Source organism: Paenibacillus sp. P13VS (assembly GCF_015143645.1).
Taxonomy (GTDB): Bacteria; Bacillota; Bacilli; order Paenibacillales; family Paenibacillaceae; genus Paenibacillus; species Paenibacillus xylanilyticus_A.
Genome location: NZ_WYEV01000003.1, coordinates 677397 through 701316 on the forward strand (window position 1 = coordinate 677397; position 23920 = coordinate 701316).

Genomic DNA, 23920 nt, shown 5'->3' on the forward strand with positions numbered 1-23920 from the left:
CTTCGACCCAGGTATACAGGCAAAATTCAAAAATGGATTCATTTCATGAAACCTGTACCTCCTTCGATTAAAAATAAACCTGACGTGCTACTTTATTCCAAAGATTATAATGTTATAATGTTTATGCTGACTTAAGTATACTCCAGAACAGAGCATAAATTTATATTCCAGAATGACTAATTCGAACTTTTTAAATACGGGAGGGACAACTATATGGCTAATCCGGCACTCAAGCCATCCTTGCTCAACCAATTTAGACTCAGCTGGAATCATTTCAAATCAAGACTTCTTCTGAAATATGCGTTTTCCTACATCCTCATATTTCTCATTCCTCTAACAGGGGTTACTGTTTTTGTATATGAAAACGCTGTCAAGGGCCTTCGTGTCGAAATTGAACAATCCAATGTCAATCAGCTGAATCAGGTGAAGAACACCATAGATACCCGTATGAACGAACTTCAGGAAATAGCCGGGCGAATCGCTTATGACAAGTATTTGACCCCATACATGGTGAAGGATCCCTACTACAGCATGGAGGCGATACAGGCCTTGGCAAATTACAAAGCCAGCAGTAACATTGCCGAGGACCTGCTTCTGTATTTCCATAACGACTCCAATATCTATTCTCACCGTGGTCTCGCTGATCTTCATGTTACCTTCGATACGCTCTATCAATTTGAACACTGGTCCCCTGCAGAATTGCGGCAGGACTTAAATGAAACCCGACAACCGCTGGTACGTCCCGCGGAGAATGTAACCATTAATTCCCGAACGGATCCAATGCTTGTCATGCTTGTACCCATTAAACCGAATGACCCCTACCCATATGGAACGGTTGTCTATTTAATGAGAGAATCCAAGCTTACTGGTGTTATGGATTCAATTCTGAGTGACTTCACGGGGAGCAGCTATATATTCGGTCCTACCGGAGAGGTATTGACCGCAAACAGCCATGGTGTCACTCTTCCCCAGAACGAGCTTGAGAAGATATCCGGACTTGAGCCTGGAATTCATAATCTGAAGCTGGACGGGGAACAGCACTCCGTCGTTTCGGTGCAATCGGAAGAAAATGGATGGACTTATGTGACCACGATGCCAAGCTTCCAATTTTTCAGCCGTGTGGCCCATGTTCAGACGCTGATTTTAATTGTCTTTTGTATTACGGTAATCACTGGCATTGCTGCGGCACTGCTGCTGGCCAAACGGCAGTACCACCCGATCAGGGATCTGATGGAATTCGCCAAGCTGAAAAGCAGCGGCAAGGATGCTCCCAAGGTTCGCAATGAGTGGGAATGGATCCGGCAGACTATCCACGATTACAGTGCCAAAATTGATTTACAGGAGCCTTTCGTCCGCAATCAGTGTATGCTGCTGCTGCTCAAGCATGGCAAGCCGGACGACCCTGAGATCGAGCAGATGATCTTCAGTACTGGTTTCAGGCATCCTCAGGGAGAAGGCCTTTATTTCTCAGCTATACTATCCTGGGATGACACCAAGCCGGGCAGCAAGTCTTGGCAGGAACGGCATCTCCTGCAGGAGATCCTCGGCAATGTATGCTTGCCCCCTTCTGGTGCACAGATCTTTGGAGTGGAGTTTTCGGTCAAGGACCAATTTGCCCTGATCATTTCACTTCCCGAAGAGGCAGATATGTTGGCCCAGACCCAAATGGAGCAGGTTATTGAAGGCATTCAAGCGATCATTCGTGAGCACTCGCAGCTGTCCTTAAGCATCGGTGTCGGTATGGCATACAGCGACCTGAGCCTTCTTAATCAATCGTTTATCGAAGCTGCTGCAGCACTGGAGCACCGGATGATCCGTCGCAGCGGACAGGTAACCTACTTCGAGCAGCTTGCAGAGCTGAACCCTTCCGCCACCGAGAGTTTCTGGATCCCGCGCAAATCCATGTTGAAGCTGGAGCAGAGTCTGAAACAGGGCAACGAACCCGTAGCCGTCCAGATGATTGCTGATACCATCGAGATGATCAAAGACGAGCCGCTGCAGGTTCATCTGCTGCGCTGCATCTGCTTCGAACTTCTGAACGCTTTTCTGCGCACGGCTTCCGAACTTGGGATGGATAGTGTTTTCGCCAATATACCGGAATTGACCTCCTTTGAAACGCTGGAAGAGCTGGAGAACCGCCTGCTCTCTCTCGCCGCTGACATTTGCACGCAGGTTGAGCGGAACACGGAGACTAGCGAATCGTCGTTAATGGATGACATTCTGGCATACGTGGACGAGCAGTTCGCAGACTACACACTCAGCCTGGAACATGTGGCGCTCAAGTTTGCCATTTCAACCTCTTATTTGAGCCGGAGTTTCAAAGAGAAGACAGGCAGCAATTTCTCACAATATATCTGGCAAAAACGTGTGGACGAAGTGATACGGCTGTTGGAGAACACTAGCGCACCGCTCAAGGAAATTATCGAGCAGGTCGGTTATTTGGATACGCCAAATTTCATCCGCAAGTTCAAAAAAGAAATCGGCCTCACACCAGGGCAATACCGTAAAGAACACGCTATGAAGGGGACTGTTGTGAAAAGGCCCATTTAATTCCGGGCTTCCTTCTTCCCCCTGGTAAGCACCTGAATCACTAACCAAGTCAGTCCTGCTTACTGCCCTTCCCGAAGGATATGTTCTACCAATTCATCCAGTGGAACCGTGGCGAGAGCAATCGCTGTATCTGTTACTCCGTAATAGATATAGAGCAGACCGTCTTTGACCACGTTTCCGGTCGGGAAAATCACATTCGGAATCTGGAAACCAAATTTCTCGTAGTACGTCTCCGGCTCCATAATGAAATGATGAGTCCGGGCAATGATTTTCTCAGGCTGCTCCAAATCCAGCAGCATAGCTCCTACACGGTAAACGATATCTTCATCAACGCCGTGATAGAGCACCAGCCAGCCCTTGTCGGTCCGGATTGGAGGCGTCGAGCCCCCGATTTTCCGCGATTCCCAGGACAGGTTTCCGGCGGTGGCTAGCAGCTTGGGCTCTTCCCAGTTCACCAGATCCTCGGAGTAGGTAATCCACATGGCCGCCTTATCCGTACCGTAGTTTTCTCCCACATATTCCTCGGGGCGGCGCAGCAGCACGAATTTCCCGCCTATTTTTTCAGGAAACAAAATGTTGTCCCGGTCGTTAATATCAAGAGGCGTCGTATCCGCCACAAACTCCCAATCCAGGAGATTATCCGATTTCAGAATGGAGGACCGGGTCAACCAGTGTCCCTCCTCTTCGCCCCATCCGTCCGGATATTCGGGAATAGAGCGCAGGGGGACGCCTGCTCCAGTTGGATAATAGCTCATGGCACAGGGACGCAGGGCATAGTTCAGATAGAAGGTTCCCTCAATTTTGACAATACGAGGGTCCTGCACACTGCCATAAGGAAAACCCAGCATATCGGGCGTCACGATGGGCTCGTCCTTCACGTGGGTGAAGTTTACCCCGTCATCGCTCTCCAGCAGCCCCAGATAATTCTTGCATGGAGTCAGGGAGCCTGCAGTGCGCTCAATCATGTAAAATTTGCCGTTATCTATGATGACCGCCGGGTTGAAGACCGTAACCTTACGCCACTCATAGCCGCCTGGGACGACAATGGGATTATTCGGGTGTCTTGTTATTTGCATGCCTGTTCCTCCTGGGATTCATGTTCAAGGTATCGTTTGCGCAGAAGCTTGATTAGTTGGATTTCCAGCGGTCATACGCAGCCTGATTAATTTCAGCTACACGTTCTCCGCCCATTTTCTTAACGGTCGCCACATAATTGTCCCAACTGGTTAGCGGTTCTGCACCGGTGATGAACTTTGCTTCCATCTGCTTCACGTAAGTGCTCAAATCCGAATTCAAGTTGCTGATTTCCGTCTGCTCTTCCACGGTCAGGAACAGTGTTGGGAACGGAATCCGAGCGCCTTTATCAAGAAGCTTCTGCTTCGTTTCCTTCTCTACCCAGAGATCAAAGTCTGTCTTCAGCCCTTTACTAATATCATCCATGGACAGGGTTGGAGCAGGAATACCATAGTTAGGTGTCAGAGTGGCCCGATAATCTTCCATTTCCTTTCCATCCGGTACCGGCAAGTATTTCTTTACCCGGTTCTCTTTGTCGGTGTATTCCCAAAGAATGCCCTCTGGCCCTTTATTGAAAAACATCGCACCTTCATAGGAATAGAGATAATCCACCCAACGCATGGAGGCTTCCGGCGCCGGGTTGCTCTCCGTAATGGCAAAGGCACCCGTTGTAATGCCTCTGTTCTTCGCAATCGCCGGAGCAGCAACCGACTCGCTGCGGACAGGTGCAAACATCGGATCTGCCGTCGAAGGCTCTCCGCCTTTGGACATGTAGGCATGCCAGTCGGAGAAGAGGGCGACCTGGTTGTTCTGTGCCTTAGCCTTCTTTTGCTCCGCCGTCTGCGAGAAGCTCTCATGATCCAGCAGCTCTTCGGACCACAGACGGTTCATATAGGTCAAATATTCCTTATATCCTTCTTCAAGCGGTGTATAGTGCACCTTATCGTTATCGTCCACGTATATCTCTTCTTCATAAATACCGAAGGCGCCAAGCAGCCAGGTACGGATATCACGCAGGTTGGCAGCAGGTGTTGTCACCGAGGATATCGGAATTTCATCGGCGATACCGTTGCCGTTCGGATCTTCCTCCTTCACACGTTTCAGGTAGGTATACAGCTCTTCTGTCGTTTCGGGAAGCTTATCGATATTTAATGCTTTCAGGAAGTCCCCGTTGTACCACATGGGGTTGCGATACCAATGCTGACTGAGCTCGACTACCGGCAAAGAATAGATATGCCCGTCCGGCGCTGTAATGGATTTGCGGACATCCGGATTCTCATCCAGCAACGCCTTGAAGTTCGGAGCGTATTCCTCAATCAGATCCTCCAGAGGAACGAGGATACCCTGCTCTCCATAATTCATCTGCTCCGCAGTGGTCAAACCGGCAGCATAGAGAATATCCGGGTAATCTCCGCTGGCGAGCACCAGATTCTTCTTGGTCTCGAAGCTGTCCTTCGGTGCATTCCTGTATTCCAGCTTAATGCCTGTCTTCTCCTGCATCTGCTGGAGCACTTTCATGTTCTCCCAGTTCTGAATCCCTACATCCGGCGCCATCAGCGTAAGAGTCACAGATTCATTGACAATCGGGAAACCCTCTTTATTCACAGCAACAGCTCCGGTACTGTTATCTCCTGCCCCTTTGTCTGCATTGCTGCAGCCTGCCAGCAGTGTAAGAACTAGAGCCGACGACAACAGAAGCTTCCATGGTTTGCGTGTGGTCTGCATGAATAATTCCTCCTTGTTATATAGACATTCTAATGGTTCAACCTTTAACTGAGCCAATCATGACCCCTTGGACAAAGTAACGCTGCAGGAATGGATAGACCGCCACGATCGGCAGCGTGGAGACCACAATGACTCCATATTTGATTAGTGATGCTGTTTCAGCCTTATTGTTCATGGCAGTCGCCACCTCGCTATTGATCGAAGCGCCCGTCGTTTCGGCCGACATCTCCTGAAGGACAAGGATCTGGCGCAGAACCATCTGCAGCGGATACTTGGCTTCATCATTCAAATAAATCAGGGACGGGAAATAACTGTTCCAGTGGCCTACGCCATAGAATAGAGCCATAACGGCTATAATGGGTGCCGACAGCGGCAGAATAATGCGAATGAACAGCTTCAGATTCGTACAGCCGTCCATGTGAGCCGCTTCCTGCAGTTCTTTTGGGATGGTCGTCTGAAAAAAGGTGCGGGCCACGACAATATTCCAAACTGAAGCAGCCACCGGCAGAATCAATGCCCACATGCTGTTAATGAGTCCGAGGTTTTTGACCAGCAGATACGTTGGCACGAGCCCGCCGCTGAAAAACATCGTAAACAGAATGAGACCCATAAACAGATTGCGCCCGACAAAATCGGATCTGCTGAGCGCATACGCAGCTGGCAGCGTAACGGCGAGATTGACCAGTGTCCCTACCACCGTATAAATAATCGTGTTCAAATAACCATTCCATATCTTCGGGTTTTCGAAAACAAGCTTGTAGCCATCCAGTGTCACATTCTTCGGAAACAGCCACATGGCTCCCGAATTGACGTCCTTCGGCGAACTGATAGAAGCACTGAGAATATAGATCAGCGGATAGAGAACAACGAGCAGTGCAAGAACCAAATAAATATAGGTGCAAATCACAAACAGCTTGTCTCCTCTGGACTCTTTCATGGCGGTAACCAAAGACCTCAACTCCTTTCTACCAAAGGCTATTCTCACTGGTACGTTTGGCAATCTGATTAACAGTAACAAGTAAAATCACGTTGATGACAGAGTTAAACAAGCCAACAGCGGTTGAGAAGCTGTACTGGGCATCCACCAGACCGGCGCGATAGACATAGGTGGAGATTACATCGGAGGCTTCCATATTGAGTGAATTCTGCAGCAGCAAAATTTTCTCGAAGCCAAGGCCCAGTATATTCCCCATATTTAAGATCAGCATGATTGTAATCGTGGGCACAATGGTTGGCAGATTGATGTGCAGCATCCGTTTAATCCGGCTCGCTCCATCCATAATGGCCGCTTCATGCAGCTGGGGATCTACGCCAGACAGAGCCGCGAGATAAATAATCGTCCCCCACCCGGTACTCTGCCAGACCCCCGAGAAAACATAAATTGTCTTAAACCAGGCCGGGTCTGTTAGAAATTGTGCTGGTTGAAAGCCCAGGAATTCGATGAACCGGACGATCATTCCACTGGAAGGCGACAGAAAGGTAATGATCATGCCTGCCATAACAACGACGGAAATAAAATGCGGAGCATAGGTTACTGTCTGTACCGATTTCTTGAACGGACCGTTCCGCACCTCATTGAAGGCTAGCGCCAGAATAATCGGAAGTGGAAACCCGATCGCAAGTTCATAGAAGCTGATGCTGAACGTGTTCCAGAGCAGATCCCAAAAGAAATAGGAATTGAAGAATCGTTCAAAATGGTCAAAGCCAACCCATTCACTGCCTGTAATTCCTTTTGAAGGTACGAAATTCTTGAAAGCAATCTGAATGCCGTACATCGGGCCGTAATGAAAAACGAGGAAATACAACAACGCGGGAAGCATGAACAAATAAAGCTCCCAATTTTTCCAGATTCTTTTGCCAAGGGATTTGTTCTTCAATGAAGGTTTTACGGATACTGCAGCATGACTCACCTTCATTCTCCCACTCCTCTCTATGTTTTTTTCGTTACATAAAATAAATTTGTATCCGCTTCGCACTTCTAGCTGATCCCTTTTATGCTAGCGCTTACAATTCAAATTGTAATGAAACCTAGCTGACACCGTAAATATGTAGGTTGTGCATTGTCATGTTAGCAAGCGCGTAAAACCCTGCTGCTGCGGTACTTTTCGGCTTGCCGTGATGTAAATACCCCCAGAATAATGATGGCTATAATGTGTGAATTATGAACCTTTCTTTAAGCTGCAAAAGTTACATATTGTGATCAACGGGCAAGTATGCAAACATTTGCTACGAATGCCAAGGCTACCACACGGACTGATGATATCAGAAGACTTCTATTATGAGCCGTGCAACTTTACCCTAACGATGTAGGAGGAGTTATGACTATGAATCTGCCACCTTCCATTACCGAGTACTTGAATGAAGCCGACGAACGGCTTGCCCATCATCCCAAATTGCAAAAGCTGTTCCGCAACTGCTTCCCCAATACACTTGAAACGACAACCAAGCTGCTTGAAGACGGCACCACATTTGTATTTACTGGCGATATCCCCGCCATGTGGCTGCGCGATTCTACGGAGCAGGTGCGCCACTACATTCCGTTTGCCAAAAACGACTCGGAGCTTCAGCGGATTCTCCGCGGCCTGATTGCCCGGCAGATGTTCTATGTGAATATCGACCCGTACACGAATGCATTTAATGAAACAGCAAACGACAAGCATTACCGGGCTACGGATGATTGCAATTTAAATCCCTGGATGTGGGAGCGCAAATACGAGCTGGATTCCCTCTGTTTTGTCGTTCAGCTGGCTTATATGTACTGGAAGGAAGCGGAGCAGACGGATATCTTCGATGCCGCATGCTACCAAGCACTCAGCTCCATTGTGAACGTTATTGAAACGGAGCAGTATCACGGGGAGAAATCGCCCTACCATTTTATCCGGCAGACGCTTCAGGATACGGAGACGTTATACAATAATGGACGCGGCATGCCTGTCAACTACACCGGCATGAGCTGGTCGGGCTTCCGCCCGAGTGATGACAGCTGCGAATTCGGCTACAACATTCCCTCCAACATGTTCGCTGTGGTGATTCTGGAGTATATCCGGGAGATTGCCAGCGTTATTTATAAGGACAAAAGGCTGGCTGCCCGAGCAGCGAAGCTGCGCAAGGAAATTGACTTCGGCATCCGGACGTACGGGATTGTGAATCATCCGAAATACGGCCGAATCTACGCCTATGAAACGGATGGATTCGGGAACTATTCACTGATGGATGATGCCGGCACACCGGGATTGCTATCTATTCCTTATATTGGTTATGTAGGGGTGGAGGATGAAATCTATCAAAACACGCGCCGATTTGCTCTCAGTTTCGATAACCCATTCTACTTCGAGGGTAAATATGCCAAAGGCATTGGCAGTCCGCATACGCCAGGGGGTTATGTGTGGCATATGGCACTATCTATGCAGGCACTAACAGCGGATAATGATGAGGAAACGAAAGAATTAATCGATATGCTGATCAGGACTGATGCTGATACCGGGTATATGCATGAAGGCTTCCACCCCGATGATCCCTCCGACTTTTCACGTGAGTGGTTCGCCTGGTCTAACAGCCTTTTTGCTACGCTGATTGGCAAAGCGATGGACAAGGGAATTGTCTAATCTCTTCCCGCTGATCTTGGCATTCTGAAGAAACACGATCTTCAAAAAATATGATTATGCAAATAAAAAAACCGCTGTGCAGCTTAGATTAGAAGGCTGGCTCAGTCGATTTTGGAGTAAAGATCGTTTACCTAAGCAAGGAGCTAGCAGCAGAAGCTCCTTGCTTTTTTTCAAACCGCTAAGCTGTAGGCTGTCATTTCCGGTAAATCTTCTCGTTTTTATTCAGCTACCGCTAATCGATATGTTAAAAACCCAATTCCCTACACACTCTTCTGAGTGTTAGCACCCCTCACAGTCTTGCAAACGTGATGTAATCGATTTGGACAGGCTCTGCTGATTCAATTCGAAGCATTTGGTTGATCTGTCCCCGGTGATATTGACCATGTAAGATAACCTGAGACAGGATGTCCCGGACAGATGTTTGAAAAAGAACCCTGCTCTGGTTCGCGTAGTCAAGCATCTCGTCCAACCGGGATTCTTCAAGTCCTTCCACATAGACGCGATATTGCTTGGCGTTTTCTTCGAACATCGCCCGGATCACTGAGAGGTCTTCTGCCTCCTCCCACAATGAATACTGCCCGCTATCCTTGCCGAGCAATCGGGTGAGCCAAACTCGTTCTGCAACCGCAACATGCCTAACCAGCTTTAACAGGTCTTTGTTCCTCGTTTCACTTTTCTGAAGAGCGTCCAGGATTCGTTCGTCAGCCCAGTACAGATGCTCCATCATAGCCTTAATTGTCTTCATTTCGACATTCCCCTCTTCCTCTCATACTTTAAATTCGCCAAATCAATTCTAATCAACCACATTCGACAAACGCTTATTTTCTAATTGTGCAATTGAACAATGCATTAGTTCATCTCATATTTTGTAATATTTTAACATAATAAAAAGGTTGCAATGTTTCATGAATTTAATTATATTTGACATATCAACTATTGACTAGTCAAATATTGATGCATCAACTAAATAGACAAAGGGAGAGAAATGATTATGAAACCATCTCAAAAAACAAACGATTTTAATGAAATTATATACGGACGCCGCTCAATTAAGACGTATGATCCATCCGTCAAAATTTCCAGAGAAGAAATGACTCAAATGATCAACGAAGCGAGCACTGCTCCTTCCTCCATTAACATGCAGCCTTGGCGTTTCCTTGTTGTGGATACACCAGAGGGTAAAGACAAACTCGTACCGCTGTCCCGCTTCAACAAAGAAAAAGTGGCTCAAGCTTCAGCTGTTATTGCCGTGTTTGCGGACAAAAACAACTTCGATTATGCCGAAAACATTTATGGGAAAGCCGTTGAGCTCGGATTAATGCCACAGGATGTGAAGGACTTTCAGTTGAATGCATTTAAACCGATCTATAGTAGCATGTCTGATGCTGAAATGAACGATGTCATTATGCTTGATTCCGGTCTGGTTTCCATGCAATTGATGCTGGTTGCCCGTGCGCATGGATATGATACCAATCCAATTGGCGGATATGAAAAGGATCAAATTGCCGAAGTGTTTGGATTGGATAAAGAGCGTTATGTTCCAGTCATGCTGCTGACCATCGGTAAAGCTGCGAGCGAGGGATATACCTCCTACCGCCTGCCAGCAGAAGAAACGACATTCTGGGCTTAAATCAAATAAGATGCATGCCATGATGCGAGCAGCCATCACATTATGATATAGTTGCCTTTAGCTGCTGAATGTCTTGGAAGGGATGTGCCTTGGTAATCAGGCTGTTCTTCCAAGACATTCGGCACCATTCAAGGAGGGGCACAACATGAATTGTTCTTTGGAGCAAGAAAACCTATTAATTCTACTTAAAAATATAAGCAATCAGCTAAAACCCAAATTTGAACGTTGTACGGGGATCAGTTCCTCACGATATGTTCTGCTGTATCATCTCTATATTCATGAAGAGGTGACTCAAAGCCATTTGCAAAAAGCCATTCACATCGATAGTGCTGCCATTACACGCCATTTGAAGCAGCTGGAAGCCGATGGACTCGTATCAAGAAGACGAAATCCCATTGACCAAAGAGAAACCTTCGTTCGGTTAACGGAACAAGGACTCACGCATATAGCCAACTTCAAACAGGATCGTAACCAGTTCGTTCATCAGATGCTGCTTGACTTCAGTGAGGAAGAAGTTGCCATGATGACAGACATGCTCGCACGTATGCAATTCAATATGAAAGATATGTAACATGTAAGGGAAACGGTCTGGAACTGCAGAGCTTGATCATCTTATGGAGATCCTTACGTCCTATTAGTGAGCTATATAGACCGTTTTCAATCCTGTTCTTCTTCACATGAAATCCTTGGATTTCTTTAACCACTGCAGTACCTTACTTGCCTTTTCTTGTATCAAATCCGGATCATGCGTCTTTTCCAATTGAGGAAAGGATTCAGCATATCTAGCTAAGTATTCACTAACAGACCAACGGACTGCCCAATTGCTATCTGTGGAACATGGAATCCACTTGGATACTTCTGATTCATTCGTATTTTGTAACAATCCGTGCGCATACCAACCGCGCACTCCTTCCTAGCTTTCCTCGCTTAATCGTTTCCAATAGAGCCTTCTCTCATATTCGTCGTCTGGTTTAGCTAAGGCGTAGACTGCAATTTTCCTTATTACATCCGATTCATCTTCAGCATACTTCCATAGTTCTTGTCGAGTTACGATTTGTTGTTGAACAAGTTTGGATAAAGCTAACCCCTTTCAATATTATCCGAAGATTCTATAGAATGATCGTGGCCAGCAATACGGACACACGATACACATTGGTTTGCTTTTTTCAGGTTGACCTGCATTTCTAAACTATGAATTACATTGCCTCTGGAGCTAGAATATCTGGCCTGAAATGACCATCTCCATTCTTGCCAAACGGCTCATCGGGATAAGGCAAATGAAGGTGGCGCTCCGCCTTCCCACGATCATTGAAGCCGCCCACAGTGAAGTATTCGATAGGCGGCATAATGTTGCCCAATCTGGTATTACCGTTTGAACAGATGACCATCAAACCTCTTTCGACTGCAGAATTTAAAGCTCACCTTCTCTGAAAGCACCATGGTCAAGCACAATGAAGTTTGCAGCAGGAGAAAGACCTACATGTTTTTTTCCATCTAAAAAGAAAGGTTGATGAGACAGGTTTAATATGGTCATCAAGCCATGTCCACCGACTTCCTCATCTACCTCACCCGAAGATTGGAATGCAATATTATTGCAATTTATAGTTAAATCATTTTCGACAGTTACGTGCTTCATTCGGTCACCCAAGTGGCGAATTGTATGATGGGGTTTCATTTTATCAATGATTACTACTCCAATATTATGGCCGGAATTATGAAAATTCGGTGGTTCCATAAATCCTAACCTTGCCCATGTTGGATCAGGAAACGCCATCGTTGTTATCCCCCTAAATCGTTCGTAATAGAGATAATTCCAGTTCTTTTAACAGCGATTGTTTAACAGAAAAGACTCCCTAAGGGGAGTCCTTCTTTCAATGCTTAAGCAACATAAATTATTTGTTTTCACTCTGGTCATAAGATCAACTACACTACTTCTCCATTGGGAGCGGTGTGAAGAGCAGGTTAACTGGCAGGTTGCTTCCTGGCGCGGCTGAGAAAAGGATGGTTACACTCTCCGAAGAGGATCCTGTTCGGTAAAGTACGCTTTGTTCACTGGACGTGTTGATCGATATACTACCATCGACAATCTGTACAACTTGACCGTTCACAAGAGCTACTCCAAAGTACTTTCCTCCACGTGGGTTAAACGAGATCAGTGTACGCGGAGCAACATTGCTTAACGTGATTTTGTATAACACCCCAAAGTTACCTGCATTGGATGCATCGGTGTAAGCCATCGGATCCGTTCCAACCAAATTCGGGTCACTGGCATTGTCTCCAAGGGGCAATCGCGCTGGTGTGGCTCCCACTTGCTGGTCGTAGGTTATAACACGAGTTGCATTCGGGTATGTGCCACGGTTGTGCACACCGTCACGATCGAGTACAGGCAGCGTTGGTAACGCTTCGAACGGGTCTTTATTTTCTTCAACCAGAATAACGTTATAATCCAGGGAATAATCGCTGAATGCATCCGAATACAGTGAGATTACTTGTCCTTCTTTCATCGGAGTTTTATTGAGTTCGGTCAAAATCAGTTTACTTTCCCCTGGTTCAAAATATTCTTTCTTTTGATCCGCTCCAGTCTGTATCGACTTGAACCATTTATCAATAGACAATTTGCCGGCTACAGTAGCAAACGGTGTCGGTCCTGCGAAGCCCATATTTTGCTGCTCGAATACTGCTGGATATGGGTTGTTATTTGTTGCAATAACATACATTTTTACTTTTTTGCCTGTATTGTTTACATGGTGAATCATGAAGCGCGTTTGCCCTGAAGAAGACTCCTGGTACACAATGCCTTCCGTATTAACCGTTTCCGGACTGTTGCTGCGAATGAGCAGACTTGCCTCATCCCTATACGTATAAGGTACTTTCTCCATGGAAGTCACTTCGCCACCATTGAAGGTAAATTTCTGTCCAACCGGTGTGAAAAGTAAATTAAAATCCGAAACATTATATAACGTCTCATTGGTTATGTTTATGACTTTGGAATACGTATCAGTAGCCCCATGGTTATCTGTGACGGTCAAGGTTACCGTTTTGGGTCCAGGTTCAAAGAATGCAAGCGGATTGTTATCCCAAACCGTTTTCTCAATCTTGCCTTCATCATCTGTACTTTGATCCAAATACGTTATTTTTTCGCCCATTTTATATTGGTCCTTGTCCGTTGTGAACATGGCTACAGGTGGAAGATTAGGCTGCAAAACTTGAATGGTAACCGAATAGGGATCACTCCACTGGCCGTTTGAATCCTGAACTTGATATGAAATGGTATATGTACCCGCTTGATCAAATGAATCCTGACGACCTGTCCAGCGTTCGCTCGTGATCTCCAGACCGTTTGGAGAACTATAGGAAGTCACATAATCCACAGTATCTCCCGCAAAAATTTCCTTTTGGGAAATCACAAAGCTTGCAACAGGTTTCTTATGTAGATTGAGCACAACGGTTTTTGCCGACTGATTCACTTTATAGGAAATGTTCAGCGCTTGAGTAATGGAAGTTAACGGCACCATAAACGTATTTTTTTGCTGATACGCAGGGCCTTTCATCGTTCTGGACTCACCATTAACGGTATAAACCTTGCTGTTTGTTTTGAATCGGAGCTCATTGTCACCACTGATAATGATGGTCTCCTTGGTTTTGTTATCGTATTTAACTCCGTATCCCACACGATCCACCAATGCACGAATCGCAACATAGGATACACCGTTTTTGACAGTCATTGGCTGGCCTGCAAGATACGACTTTCCATCCTGCTCCATTTTATTGCTGTTCATATACAATGTAAGGTCTCCACCTGATGTAACAGTAGCGGAATCTCCTGTTGCAGGTTGTTGCTCGACTTGAGCTGGAGCAGCTGGAGTAGCAGGCGTCTTATCATCCTCGGAAGTTCCTTCCTGGATCGCGGAACCCTCCTCGGATTCATTCGTTGTTGCTGCTTTATCAGTAGTACCCGGATCATTTTCTGCCGCCTGTGTTGTCTCCACGACTGCTGATTTGGAGGCTTCCGTATCTTCTTCAGAAGATTCAGCTTTTGATGATGCTGTGCTGCTTTTGATTTCCACTACATTCTCGGTATGCTGCTGTTCTTTCTTCATAACCTCTACGGATTCTACTTTTGCAGGCGTTACAACTGCCACATCCCCCTGATCCACGGGTTGTGCGCTCGCCGAACCAACTGTAAATGCTTGAAGCACAGCTACAGCGGTAACTATGGACATATTCCTCTTCAGATTCATTCTTCGTTTCTTCCCCTTTCGTTTCCTAGCAAATTTGATTCTATTAAAAGTCATACTATTAAACGCTCGAATACGGAAAAAGTTACTAAATAAATTGAATATTATGGATTTGGTGAAGCTATTTTCAATAGGGATGCTATTCAGATAACAAGATTATTAAGTCAACTCCAGCTCAGACGCTATCCTTTCGTTAGGTTAGAAGTAAACCTTCAACCTCGACTGCTAAACCGTTTAATCGCTTCCTCGCTCACTGGCTGGAAGAGGTTAATGAGATTGCCGTCGGGATCACGGAACAATATCGCACGATTCCCCCACGGCATCGTGGTCGGTTCTTTCACCCAGTCATCAACAACGGGCTTTAAGCGCTCGTATTCAGCATCGACATCGTGAACACGGAACTCGAGGATGACACTGCGATTATCGGCAGCCACGGCGGAACCAACACCGAACAGTGGTACCGTCTGGGAGTGACCTATAGCCAGAGTGCACGAAGGCAGAACGAGTTCGGCAAAAACTGGCGCGGGACGTTCCGCTGTTATACCCATGACTTCCTCATAGAACTCGACAAGACGATCCACGTCGTCAGTAATCACACGTACAGAAGTAAAATTCATAAAAGTACATCCTTTCTACAATAGAAGATACAATGCCAAATCATCTTTTGGTGTTTGAACAAGCTTCCACCCTTGTAAATCATAAAAGAACGCTACTGACCACGGTATGTCAGTAGCGTTTACACCTCATAACTTAAATTCTTAAATCATTCATACCGATTCAAATTTTATGTATTAAAAAAGGCAGACTGCCATTCCGCAGACTGCCCGTGATTTTTTATTAATGTTATCGTTTCTTAATCATGGTACATAGCATCAATTACCCGCTTATATGGGTATGATTGGCTTGGTCCCGGAAAGCCCGGTAGCTCAGCAAACCTACCAAGAGTGCTAGAATGGTTAGTCCGGCCGCGAACAAATAGAGATTCACAATCCCGATGTATTCGGCAAGTCCAGCCATGCCCAGTAGCGAAATACAGAATACGAGATGCATAAGTGAAGCTTGAGCAGATAACACCTTGGGCAGCAGCTGTTTGTCTACACTATGCTGAATCAATGTACGGCGGTTAATCACGGAGAGTTCCGCGAAGGGCCCCATGAACATGACTAAAATAAGAGCAACAACAGGCAGCGTGTTAAGTGCGTAGAGCGCAGTCAGCACTCCATATCCAGCCATGCCAATCATCATCACCAGTACATAACGGTTACCGATGGTCCGTGCCAATGCCAGTACCAGCAAACCACCACCTATGGTCCCTGCAAAATAAGCGGCATTAATAAATCCCCACCATTCTTCGCCTTGACCAAGTGCAACTTGTACAAAAGCAAGGGTAAATGCACCTACCCAAATGGATGCCCCGAGCATGTCGATCATGTCCATAAAGGTTAGCACCCTCAGGCGAGGCGTTTCCCATATCATTTTCCAGCCTTCAGTTAACGTATGCCATTTGGATGTGCCAATTTCCGATATGGCATTAGAAGAAAGTGCATCTAATTCCTTTTCTACCACTTCCGATCTCACGGGTTCCTTGACACCCAGCGTAAATACCGCGGCCAGACCATAAATAACAGCAGTGAGCAATAAAGTGGGGCTAGCTCCCATAAATGCAACGATGATCCCGCTTAGTCCCCAGCCTGCAAATTGCACGATCTGATCGCTGACGCTAAGCAGTCCGTTGGCTTTGAGCAGACCTTGCTCACGCAATACCAAACGCGGAACCAGTGCATTACGAGCCGGAGTTGTCCATCCATCGAGAAAAGACATCACGAATACTAGCAAAAATACTAAAACAAGTGATGAAGCCTCTCCGTTAAACTGCAAATAAACCGCCAGGCCAATGAATAACAAAAATTGTCCCACTTGCGACATTAGTAGAAGGTTGGACAACTTGAAACGATTAATCAGTAATGGTGCAATCAAACTGCTCAACATCTGGGCTCCGCTGCGCATTAGCGGCATCAGTGCTGCCGACACAAGAGAGTCAGTTCGATCAAGGACCAGCACTGTAAGTGCCATGATGTAAAGCACGTCTGCTGCATTCGCAGCAGTCTGGGTCGTCCATAAAAAGTAAAATGGACGGGTTAAATCAGATGACTTCATCGAAGCTTATTCTCCATTTCTCCATAAGTTACTTCATAAAACAATATAATTGATATTACAATCAAAATAAGATTACGGCACTTAAAACTGTTTTACAACTAAAATCAACATAAAAAAACATAGATTTTAAGAGCAAGTCACCATATAGGTGGTACACCTTATTCCATTGCATGGAGGTCACCTTCCTATCTAACTGTCTTGTCAAAACAAAAAAAGCCGCAAAAGCGACTTCCAACAACTTGCTAAGGTACGATCAGAAAAAGGCCGTTAATTATGAGACATGGATATCTTCTTGATCAGCGATAGGATACTCTTTCAAACTGTTTATACTACAAAAACGGTACAGTGAGACTGTACCAACATCCGATCATTGAAAACGAACCATACCCGCAACCGAGAATAACAGTTTTCACTTCATTTCTAAGCCGTGCATGTTCAGTAAATCGTAGGAACCATTCCTCCATCCATACGAATCGGTGAACCTTTAAATGGCGCTGCATAAGGGCTGCATACGAATGTAGCAAGTCTGCCGATCTCGCTCGGTCTGATGAAACGCTGCAGCTCGGATTGCGGAAGATTCGCAGCCATGAATGTTTTTTCTTTTTCCTCAAAAGTCAGGTTTTCATCCTGATAGACGCTCTCGATGATCTGTTGTACATTCTCCGAAATTGTTGGTCCAGGCATGATTGTATTGACCGTTACTTCCGTTCCCACTGTCAGCTTGGACAAACTCTTCGATAACGAAAGCAGCATGGACTTGGTGACGGCATATTGCGGCATATGACCTGGCATCACGGCTTCTTCACTCGCTATAAAGACGATCCGGCCAAATCCGTCGTTCAGCATAGCGGGCATATAAAATTTGGTTAATGCATTTGCAGAAAGCACATTGGTCTGAATGTATTTTTCCCACACGGCCTCATCTACATCGTAATAAGACATGATCTCATAAATTCCAGTGTTATTTACCAAAATATCAACCTGCGGGAACTTTGCGAACAATGCTTCGCGCTCAGCAACATTCACGATATCAGCTGCCGCATTTTGAGGCGAAGTATTTGGATACGCAGACTTGATTTCTCCGACAACACGTTCAACATCCTCATGATTTCGTCCATTAATCAGTACGTTGACCCCTTCTTTGGCCAACTCGATGGCAATCGCTTTGCCTATTCCTTTCGTGGAACCTGTTACCAACGCTGTTTTGTTATTTAAACCCATATCCATAATGCATTTCTCCTCTGTTCTGGTTGATTAATGAATATTCATTCTTTCTGAAGGCATATCTACTGCACGGATCTAATGATACGCTCCACAATTCGATGTGTAACTAGCAGAGAGCGACAACAAACTAGCAGATCACGCCTTTCTCGAATGATACATTCCAGAAAACAAACCAGGAGATCTGGGCACTGAATCCACTTGTTTACAGATCAAAGGTACACATCAAAAAACCGTTGATCTGTATACAGATCAACGGTTCAAATATCATATTTACATTCTCATAACGGTTATGTTCTTCAAGAATCTATAAACGACCCTTCATAATCGAATCACTATGGATTTCATTTGTGAATGGCGTTCTGACCTTTGACATTTCGAGTTGTCTCTCAGTATATCGGAGTGCCGGTCGTCTGTTGTTTTTGCCCGATCAGGAGAAAACGGCACAGTGCAAAGCCTGCCACGGCGTACGCGCCGATCATGCCTACAATGCCGATCCATCCAAAATGGCTGTACAGATATCCCCCGCCAGTTCCACTCACACTGGAACCAACATAATAAAAGAATAAATACAGGGCGTTTGCCTGCGACTTATGATGGGCCGCAACAAGACCGACCCAGCTGCTGGCGATGGAATGCCCACCAAAGAAGCCGAAGGCGAACAAACCGAGACCCACAATTTTGATCCACAATGCCGGATGCATGGTGCAGATGGCACCCGCCAGAATGATCGCAATGGTAATGCTAAGTACATGGGACCGTCCATAACGGTCGGCAAGCCTGCCCATCCAGGTACTGCTGACTGTGCCCATAAGATACACAACGAAAAGACTTCCTACCAAGGATTGGCTGAGATGATACGGAGCACCGGTCAGTTCAAAACCGATGTAATTAAACAGTGTAACAAAGCCGCCCATTAATAAGAAGCCGAGCCCATACAAACTGAGAAGCCGCGGGTTCCGGCATTGTGACCATAGTAGAGGCAGTGCCTTGGTTAATCCCGGAGAAGTCTTGATAAAATTCCGTGAGGGCGGAATGACCAACCAGAAGACAACAGCTGCACACAGGCCAAGCAGACCGATAAATCCAATGGCTGCCCGCCAACTGAACCAGTCCGTGATAACTCCACTTATAAACCGCCCTGCCAGACCCCCGATGGAGTTGCCACTAATGTACAGCCCCATCGCGTACCCCAAACTAACAGGTTCAATCTCTTCCGACAAATACGTCATCGCCGTGGCAGGCAGACCCGCAAGTGCCACGCCTTGCAGGACGCGGAGCAGCAGCAAATCTGAATATCCCTGGCTGAATGCGCTTAGAATAGCGATGATGGAAGATAGCACCAAGGATGCCGTCATGATAAATCGCCGCCCCAGGGCATCAGACAACGTGCCGATAAACAACATGGTAATAGCCATGGCCACCGTTGAAACGGAAAGCGTCAGGCTCGATTGTGCCGGAGTAATATCAAATGCATTACTAATCTCCGGCATAAGAGGTTGGAGACTGTATAACAACGCAAACGTAACGAATCCTGCGGCAAACAACGCAAGGCTAATGTTTCGAAACGTCTTGGTTCCCTGCTGAATCATTGAAATTCCAACTTTCTCGGCAGGAAAGCTCCTGATCGGCAGCTGCCTGATCGCTTGCTCGAAGCCTTCCGGGATTCGTTATTTAATGAATAATTTGCGTTCCATATGTGTCAGAAACTCATATCCGTCCGGCGTCACGACAACCGTATCTTCGATTTGGAAGCCCCCTGCGCCAAGCTCGTAATAAGGGACTTCCACGCAAAGAACCATACCAGGCTCCAGTATGTGCTGGTCACCCGGGGAAATGGTCAAGTCGTCATACAGCTCGAGGCCGATCGCATGGCCCACATGCTGTCTCCGGTAATGAGGGATGCCTTCCCGCTGTACGCGGGACACCGCCGCATGAAATACATCCGATGCTCTGACGCCAGGTCGTACCGCTTCTAAGGCAGTTTCCCAACCGCTCTTCACCGCATTAAAATGTTTTTTCATCCAGGCCGTTGGTTCACCCGCAACGACGGTACGGCCCGTATCTCCCCAGTACCCGTCCAACTGCATGCATAGATCGAAGCGGATCTGGTCACCCTGCTCGATCGTGTGGAAATAATTTTCGATCAGCGGCAGGGCACTGCGCGGTCCTGCTCCCACGGCTGTCATCGCTGGTGTACCGCCCGCACGCATCACGGCGATCCGGTAATGATCGGCGAGTTCCTTCTCGTGCACGCCTGCAGCGATCAGATGAATCAGCTCCTGTTCGATTCGTTCATTGACCTCTGCAGCGCGGCGCAGCCGTTCGATTTCGAATGGTGTTTTGACTAGTCGAATATGCCTGAACAATTTATAAGCAGGTACAACAGCTCCATCTGGCAATGCGTCCTGGACCCGTGCCATAATATCCGGCGCAATCCGCATTTCGTCGATACCAATAGGCTGATTCTCGATGCCAAGGTGTTTCAGCGCAGCAAACAAGGCATCTGCTGCCCCTTGGTGAATCACAGTCGTTTGCAGCAAGGAATAGAACAGATCGATGTCTGCGGTGGATGGTTTGCCTTCAATCGTTCCCTCAACGAAGAAATCGCTATAAGCAAAAATGTCAACGTTGGTGATACCAAACTGAGCAACGACGCCCAGACGATTCGTGGGAATGACGATGCACGGCCTTGCAGAAGGGTCAGCGGGCAGTATGGCATAGATCTGCATCGTCCAATTGCTGGCACGCAATTGCGAGCCGATGACATACTGGATATTTTCCGGCGTCGTTGCGATCAGGGCTTTTAGTCCCTTCGCTTTCATTACTTCATCTGCACGGTCCCTATTTAAGCCTGAACCTTCGGATGGTTGCTGTGAATTCATGTTTTCGATTCCTCCCTTTTATTTTTTTCGGCTTCCAAACCATCCTTCGAATCCCGGAATGGAGCGAAGCACCAGCTTGATCGCCAAGAATAGTGCCAAGGCGCCAACAATCAATACAACCGAAACGGCTGCGATCGTTGGATCCTGCCACTTCTCCATGTAGAGGAATAGCTGAATCGGCAGTGTATAGCTGTCCTGACGAAGCAGCAGCAATGCAGCTTCGACCTGATCAAACGTAAATACAAAAGCGATCGATCCGGACAACAGTAGGGCGAATTTGAGCTGAGGCAGCGTAATGGTAAAAAAGATCCGCCAGGGGCTTGCCCCCAGATCCGCCGCAGCTTCCCGATGGACTGGCTTCAGGTTGGCCAGTGCACTGCCCACGATGGTGAGTACAAACGGCAGCACAATGACGGCTTCGCCTAGTACAAGTCCAAATAATCCGCCTGCGATGTGCATTTTGGAGAACAGAATCAGATATGCGATACCCAGTGTGATTTTGGGCATGACCATTGGAGATACAAAGAAAGCTCGCAGCAATCCCGCACCCGGGAAAGGATACTGCACGATGGCTACCGCAGCGAGCGTGCCCGTCACCAATGCCAAAATGACAGCTCCTGCTGAAGCAATCAAGCTGTTTTTGAAAGCATCAAGAAACTGCGTTTGTTCCTTCAGGTTGGCGTACCATTCCAAGGTGAACCCTTGAGGCGGAAATTTGCTTGCTGAGCCCGAGCCTATGGAAGTAAATGCAATCATTAATAATGGAAGCAGCAAGTATATGGCGACCGCTCCAACGAACACCGTAAGAAGCCACTTTGTCACACGTCCCGATTTAACCATGTGCACGTCCTCCTTCCCGGGAACGGCGGAACATAAGCCACTCCGCTCCTTTGTTGACCAGCAGCTATACCACGACGGACGACACCAGCAGGAATAAGCTGGCCACTGCCGCCATCGGCCAGTTGGTGTCCAATGTTCGCTGGTAGATGAAGACCGGCAGCGTCATGACCCTTCCCCCGCCGATTAGCTGAGGGGTCGTGAACGCCGTCAGGCACAAGGTAAATACGATTTGGATTCCGCTTGCAATACCTCTGGCCGACAACGGCAATGTTATGGTAAAAAAGGTCCGCCAGCTTCCGGCTCCGAGATCATGTGCAGCTGCTTTGAGTGAAGCATCACTCTGGGAGAGCACGTTCAGAATCGGAAAGACCATAAAGGGCAGGAAGATGTGTACGAGTGCAATGACTACGCCAGTCTCGTTGTTCATCATATTGAAGCCTTCCTCGGTCATGTCCAGATGAATGAACAGCCAGTTCATGAAACCCTGCTTGGACAGAAGCAGCTGCCAGCCATAGGAACGCACGACCGCGCTCACGAGCAGAGGCAGAAACGTAAGCAGCAGCAAAAACTGCTTCCATCCCGGCTTATTCAAGCCCGCGATGCAATATGCGAGCGGATAAGCGAGCAGCAAACTCCACGCGGTTACCTTGAACGCAATGCGGAACGTATTTCCGATCAGTTTCCAATAATACGGGTCTGTTAGAAAAGCCCGGTATGTGCTCCAGTCCCATCCGCGAACCAGCTTGCCATTGTCGTATATGTCGAAGCTGTATCTTCCGAATATCAGCAACCCGCCGAGATACACGATGCCCATCAACAGCAGCGCGGGTAAAAGCAGAAGCAATTGGGTCGTCCATTTGCGATTGCCGGACGAGTATACATTGACGACTTTGTCGGTAATCCGGCTCATGATGCCGCACCCGTGCCTGAGTCTGCGAGCAGCAGAGCATCATCCGCGTCAAAACCAAGCTGAACAGATTCGCCCGGGGAATATCGTGTTCCTCCACGTTGATGTGGTACACTCGCCTGAATGCGAAGATGATCCAGCGTTTCGATGACATAACGGATACTTGCCCCGCCATATACACTCTCCATAACGCGACCTTGCAGCTGGTTTGCACAATGAGCTGCCTCTTCCCCGAGACGAATATACTCGTAACGGATGGATAAGGAATGTTTCGCCCCTGGCCGAAATGAAGCAGGTTCTTCATTGCTTCCGGCGAGCAGCGAATGTCCCAAAATGCTTACACGTATTCCATTTGAATCCGGCTCGACAACCGAAACCTCCAAAAGGTTGGTATCCCCGATGAACTTGGCTACAAAGCTGTCGGCAGGTCTTTCATATATTTCATCCGGCGTTGCGTATTGAAGCAGCCGACCTGCACGCATAACGCCGATGCGGTCAGACATGTTCATCGCTTCACTCTGATCGTGTGTGACGAAGATGAAGGTACCGCCGAATTCCCGCTGGATGCGTTTCAACTCGCGCTGCATATCAAGACGCAGCTGCATGTCCAGCGCGGAGAGCGGTTCATCCAGCAGCAGCACTTCCGGTTTGTTGATTAATGCTCTCGCAATCGCTACACGCTGTGCCTGTCCGCCAGATAGCTGAGACACGGCTCTTCTGCTGTAGTCTCCGAGTTGTACGAGTTCCAGCATCTCGTGGACCTGACGTTTGATCTCTGTTTTTGGGGTCTTCTTCACCTTGAGTCCATAAGCGATGTTGTTGAATACATCCATATGCGGAAACAGCGCCAACTGCTGGAAAATCATATTGCTGTTCCGGCCGTATGCCGGAACACCCGTGACATCTTGCCCACCGAGCAGAATGATTCCGTCGTCGGGTTGTTCGAGCCCACCCAGCATTCGAAGCAGCGTTGTTTTGCCGCAACCGCTCGGACCGAGAAGGGAGACGAACTCTCCCTTGTTGACCTGAAGCGTGACTTGATCGACGGCAGCCCGTCCGTCATAGATTTTTGTAACATGCTTTGCCTCAATCGAGACGGATTGGTGCTCATTGCTCATCTCGGATCCTCCTATTCCTGCCTGGTAACC

At 47.2% G+C, this 23920-nt stretch carries 20 protein-coding genes; 4 read left to right on the plus strand and 16 right to left on the minus strand.

Features of this window, described 5'->3' with window-relative positions; all coding sequences use genetic code 11:
* Window positions 1-213 precede the first annotated feature (213 nt).
* Window positions 214-2550: a helix-turn-helix domain-containing protein gene (locus GUA98_RS07980; protein ID WP_193722657.1), complete on the plus strand. Its 2337-nt coding sequence runs from the start codon at window positions 214-216 to the stop codon at window positions 2548-2550.
* A gap of 59 nt (window positions 2551-2609) precedes the next feature.
* Here GUA98_RS07980 and GUA98_RS07985 read toward each other — a convergent pair whose 3' ends face one another.
* The 4 genes from GUA98_RS07985 to GUA98_RS08000 are packed head-to-tail and all read right to left on the minus strand — an operon-like array spanning window position 2610 to window position 7205.
* Window positions 2610-3626: a glycosidase gene (locus tag GUA98_RS07985; protein WP_153978809.1), complete on the minus strand. Its 1017-nt coding sequence runs from the start codon at window positions 3624-3626 to the stop codon at window positions 2610-2612.
* Between the two features lie 52 nt (window positions 3627-3678).
* Window positions 3679-5289, minus strand: a complete 1611-nt coding sequence (locus GUA98_RS07990; RefSeq protein ID WP_153978810.1) for an extracellular solute-binding protein — start codon at window positions 5287-5289, stop codon at window positions 3679-3681.
* Between the two features lie 37 nt (window positions 5290-5326).
* Window positions 5327-6238 (minus strand): carbohydrate ABC transporter permease, encoded by a 912-nt coding sequence (locus tag GUA98_RS07995; RefSeq protein ID WP_095357638.1) that lies wholly within the window; start codon window positions 6236-6238, stop codon window positions 5327-5329.
* A gap of 16 nt (window positions 6239-6254) precedes the next feature.
* A complete protein-coding gene (locus GUA98_RS08000; RefSeq protein ID WP_095357637.1) occupies window positions 6255-7205 on the minus strand; it encodes an ABC transporter permease in 951 nt (316 codons plus the stop codon).
* Between the two features lie 408 nt (window positions 7206-7613).
* Between GUA98_RS08000 and GUA98_RS08005 the strand changes: the two genes are divergently transcribed.
* Window positions 7614-8894, plus strand: a complete 1281-nt coding sequence (locus tag GUA98_RS08005) for a glycoside hydrolase family 125 protein (protein ID WP_193722658.1) — start codon at window positions 7614-7616, stop codon at window positions 8892-8894.
* Between the two features lie 289 nt (window positions 8895-9183).
* Here GUA98_RS08005 and GUA98_RS08010 read toward each other — a convergent pair whose 3' ends face one another.
* Entirely contained in the window at window positions 9184-9639 is a 456-nt protein-coding gene (locus tag GUA98_RS08010) for a DinB family protein (RefSeq protein WP_193722659.1), read from the minus strand.
* Between the two features lie 246 nt (window positions 9640-9885).
* On the opposite strand from GUA98_RS08010, the gene GUA98_RS08015 reads away from it, so the two are divergent.
* Together GUA98_RS08015 and GUA98_RS08020 are read left to right on the plus strand one after the other, a co-directional pair.
* Window positions 9886-10524: a nitroreductase family protein gene (locus GUA98_RS08015; protein WP_193722660.1), complete on the plus strand. Its 639-nt coding sequence runs from the start codon at window positions 9886-9888 to the stop codon at window positions 10522-10524.
* 145 nt (window positions 10525-10669) lie between these two features.
* Window positions 10670-11095, plus strand: a complete 426-nt coding sequence (locus GUA98_RS08020) for a MarR family winged helix-turn-helix transcriptional regulator (protein WP_110823002.1) — start codon at window positions 10670-10672, stop codon at window positions 11093-11095.
* 625 nt (window positions 11096-11720) lie between these two features.
* Here GUA98_RS08020 and GUA98_RS08025 read toward each other — a convergent pair.
* The 11 genes from GUA98_RS08025 to GUA98_RS08075 all read right to left on the minus strand — a co-directional run bounded on the left by GUA98_RS08025 (window position 11721) and on the right by GUA98_RS08075 (window position 23890).
* Window positions 11721-11912: a hypothetical protein gene (locus tag GUA98_RS08025; RefSeq protein WP_153978816.1), complete on the minus strand. Its 192-nt coding sequence runs from the start codon at window positions 11910-11912 to the stop codon at window positions 11721-11723.
* Window positions 11913-11935: 23 nt separating this feature from the next.
* Complete coding sequence (locus tag GUA98_RS08030; protein ID WP_193722661.1) at window positions 11936-12298, minus strand: hypothetical protein; 363 nt, start codon at window positions 12296-12298, stop codon at window positions 11936-11938.
* A gap of 154 nt (window positions 12299-12452) precedes the next feature.
* Window positions 12453-14765, minus strand: coding sequence for a stalk domain-containing protein (locus GUA98_RS08035; RefSeq protein ID WP_193722662.1), 2313 nt, complete (start codon window positions 14763-14765; stop codon window positions 12453-12455).
* 209 nt (window positions 14766-14974) lie between these two features.
* Window positions 14975-15379 (minus strand): VOC family protein, encoded by a 405-nt coding sequence (locus GUA98_RS08040; RefSeq protein WP_193722663.1) that lies wholly within the window; start codon window positions 15377-15379, stop codon window positions 14975-14977.
* Between the two features lie 259 nt (window positions 15380-15638).
* A complete protein-coding gene (locus tag GUA98_RS08045) occupies window positions 15639-16919 on the minus strand; it encodes an MFS transporter (RefSeq protein WP_193722664.1) in 1281 nt (426 codons plus the stop codon).
* A 435-nt stretch (window positions 16920-17354) separates the two neighbouring features.
* Window positions 17355-18146: an SDR family NAD(P)-dependent oxidoreductase gene (locus tag GUA98_RS08050; protein ID WP_193722665.1), complete on the minus strand. Its 792-nt coding sequence runs from the start codon at window positions 18144-18146 to the stop codon at window positions 17355-17357.
* Between the two features lie 383 nt (window positions 18147-18529).
* Window positions 18530-19738 carry an MFS transporter gene (locus GUA98_RS08055; protein WP_415753010.1) on the minus strand — a complete coding sequence of 403 codons (1209 nt, stop codon included), beginning with the start codon at window positions 19736-19738 and terminating at the stop codon, window positions 18530-18532.
* A 72-nt stretch (window positions 19739-19810) separates the two neighbouring features.
* Window positions 19811-21025: a M24 family metallopeptidase gene (locus tag GUA98_RS08060; RefSeq protein WP_193722667.1), complete on the minus strand. Its 1215-nt coding sequence runs from the start codon at window positions 21023-21025 to the stop codon at window positions 19811-19813.
* An 18-nt stretch (window positions 21026-21043) separates the two neighbouring features.
* Complete coding sequence (locus GUA98_RS08065; RefSeq protein ID WP_193722668.1) at window positions 21044-21865, minus strand: ABC transporter permease; 822 nt, start codon at window positions 21863-21865, stop codon at window positions 21044-21046.
* 64 nt (window positions 21866-21929) lie between these two features.
* On the minus strand, window positions 21930-22775 hold the full coding sequence (locus GUA98_RS08070; RefSeq protein WP_227779486.1) for an ABC transporter permease: 846 nt from the start codon (window positions 22773-22775) through the stop codon (window positions 21930-21932).
* Window positions 22772-23890, minus strand: coding sequence for an ABC transporter ATP-binding protein (locus GUA98_RS08075; protein ID WP_193722669.1), 1119 nt, complete (start codon window positions 23888-23890; stop codon window positions 22772-22774). Before GUA98_RS08075 ends, GUA98_RS08070 begins: the two co-directional genes overlap by 4 nt.
* Window positions 23891-23920: the final 30 nt, after the last annotated feature.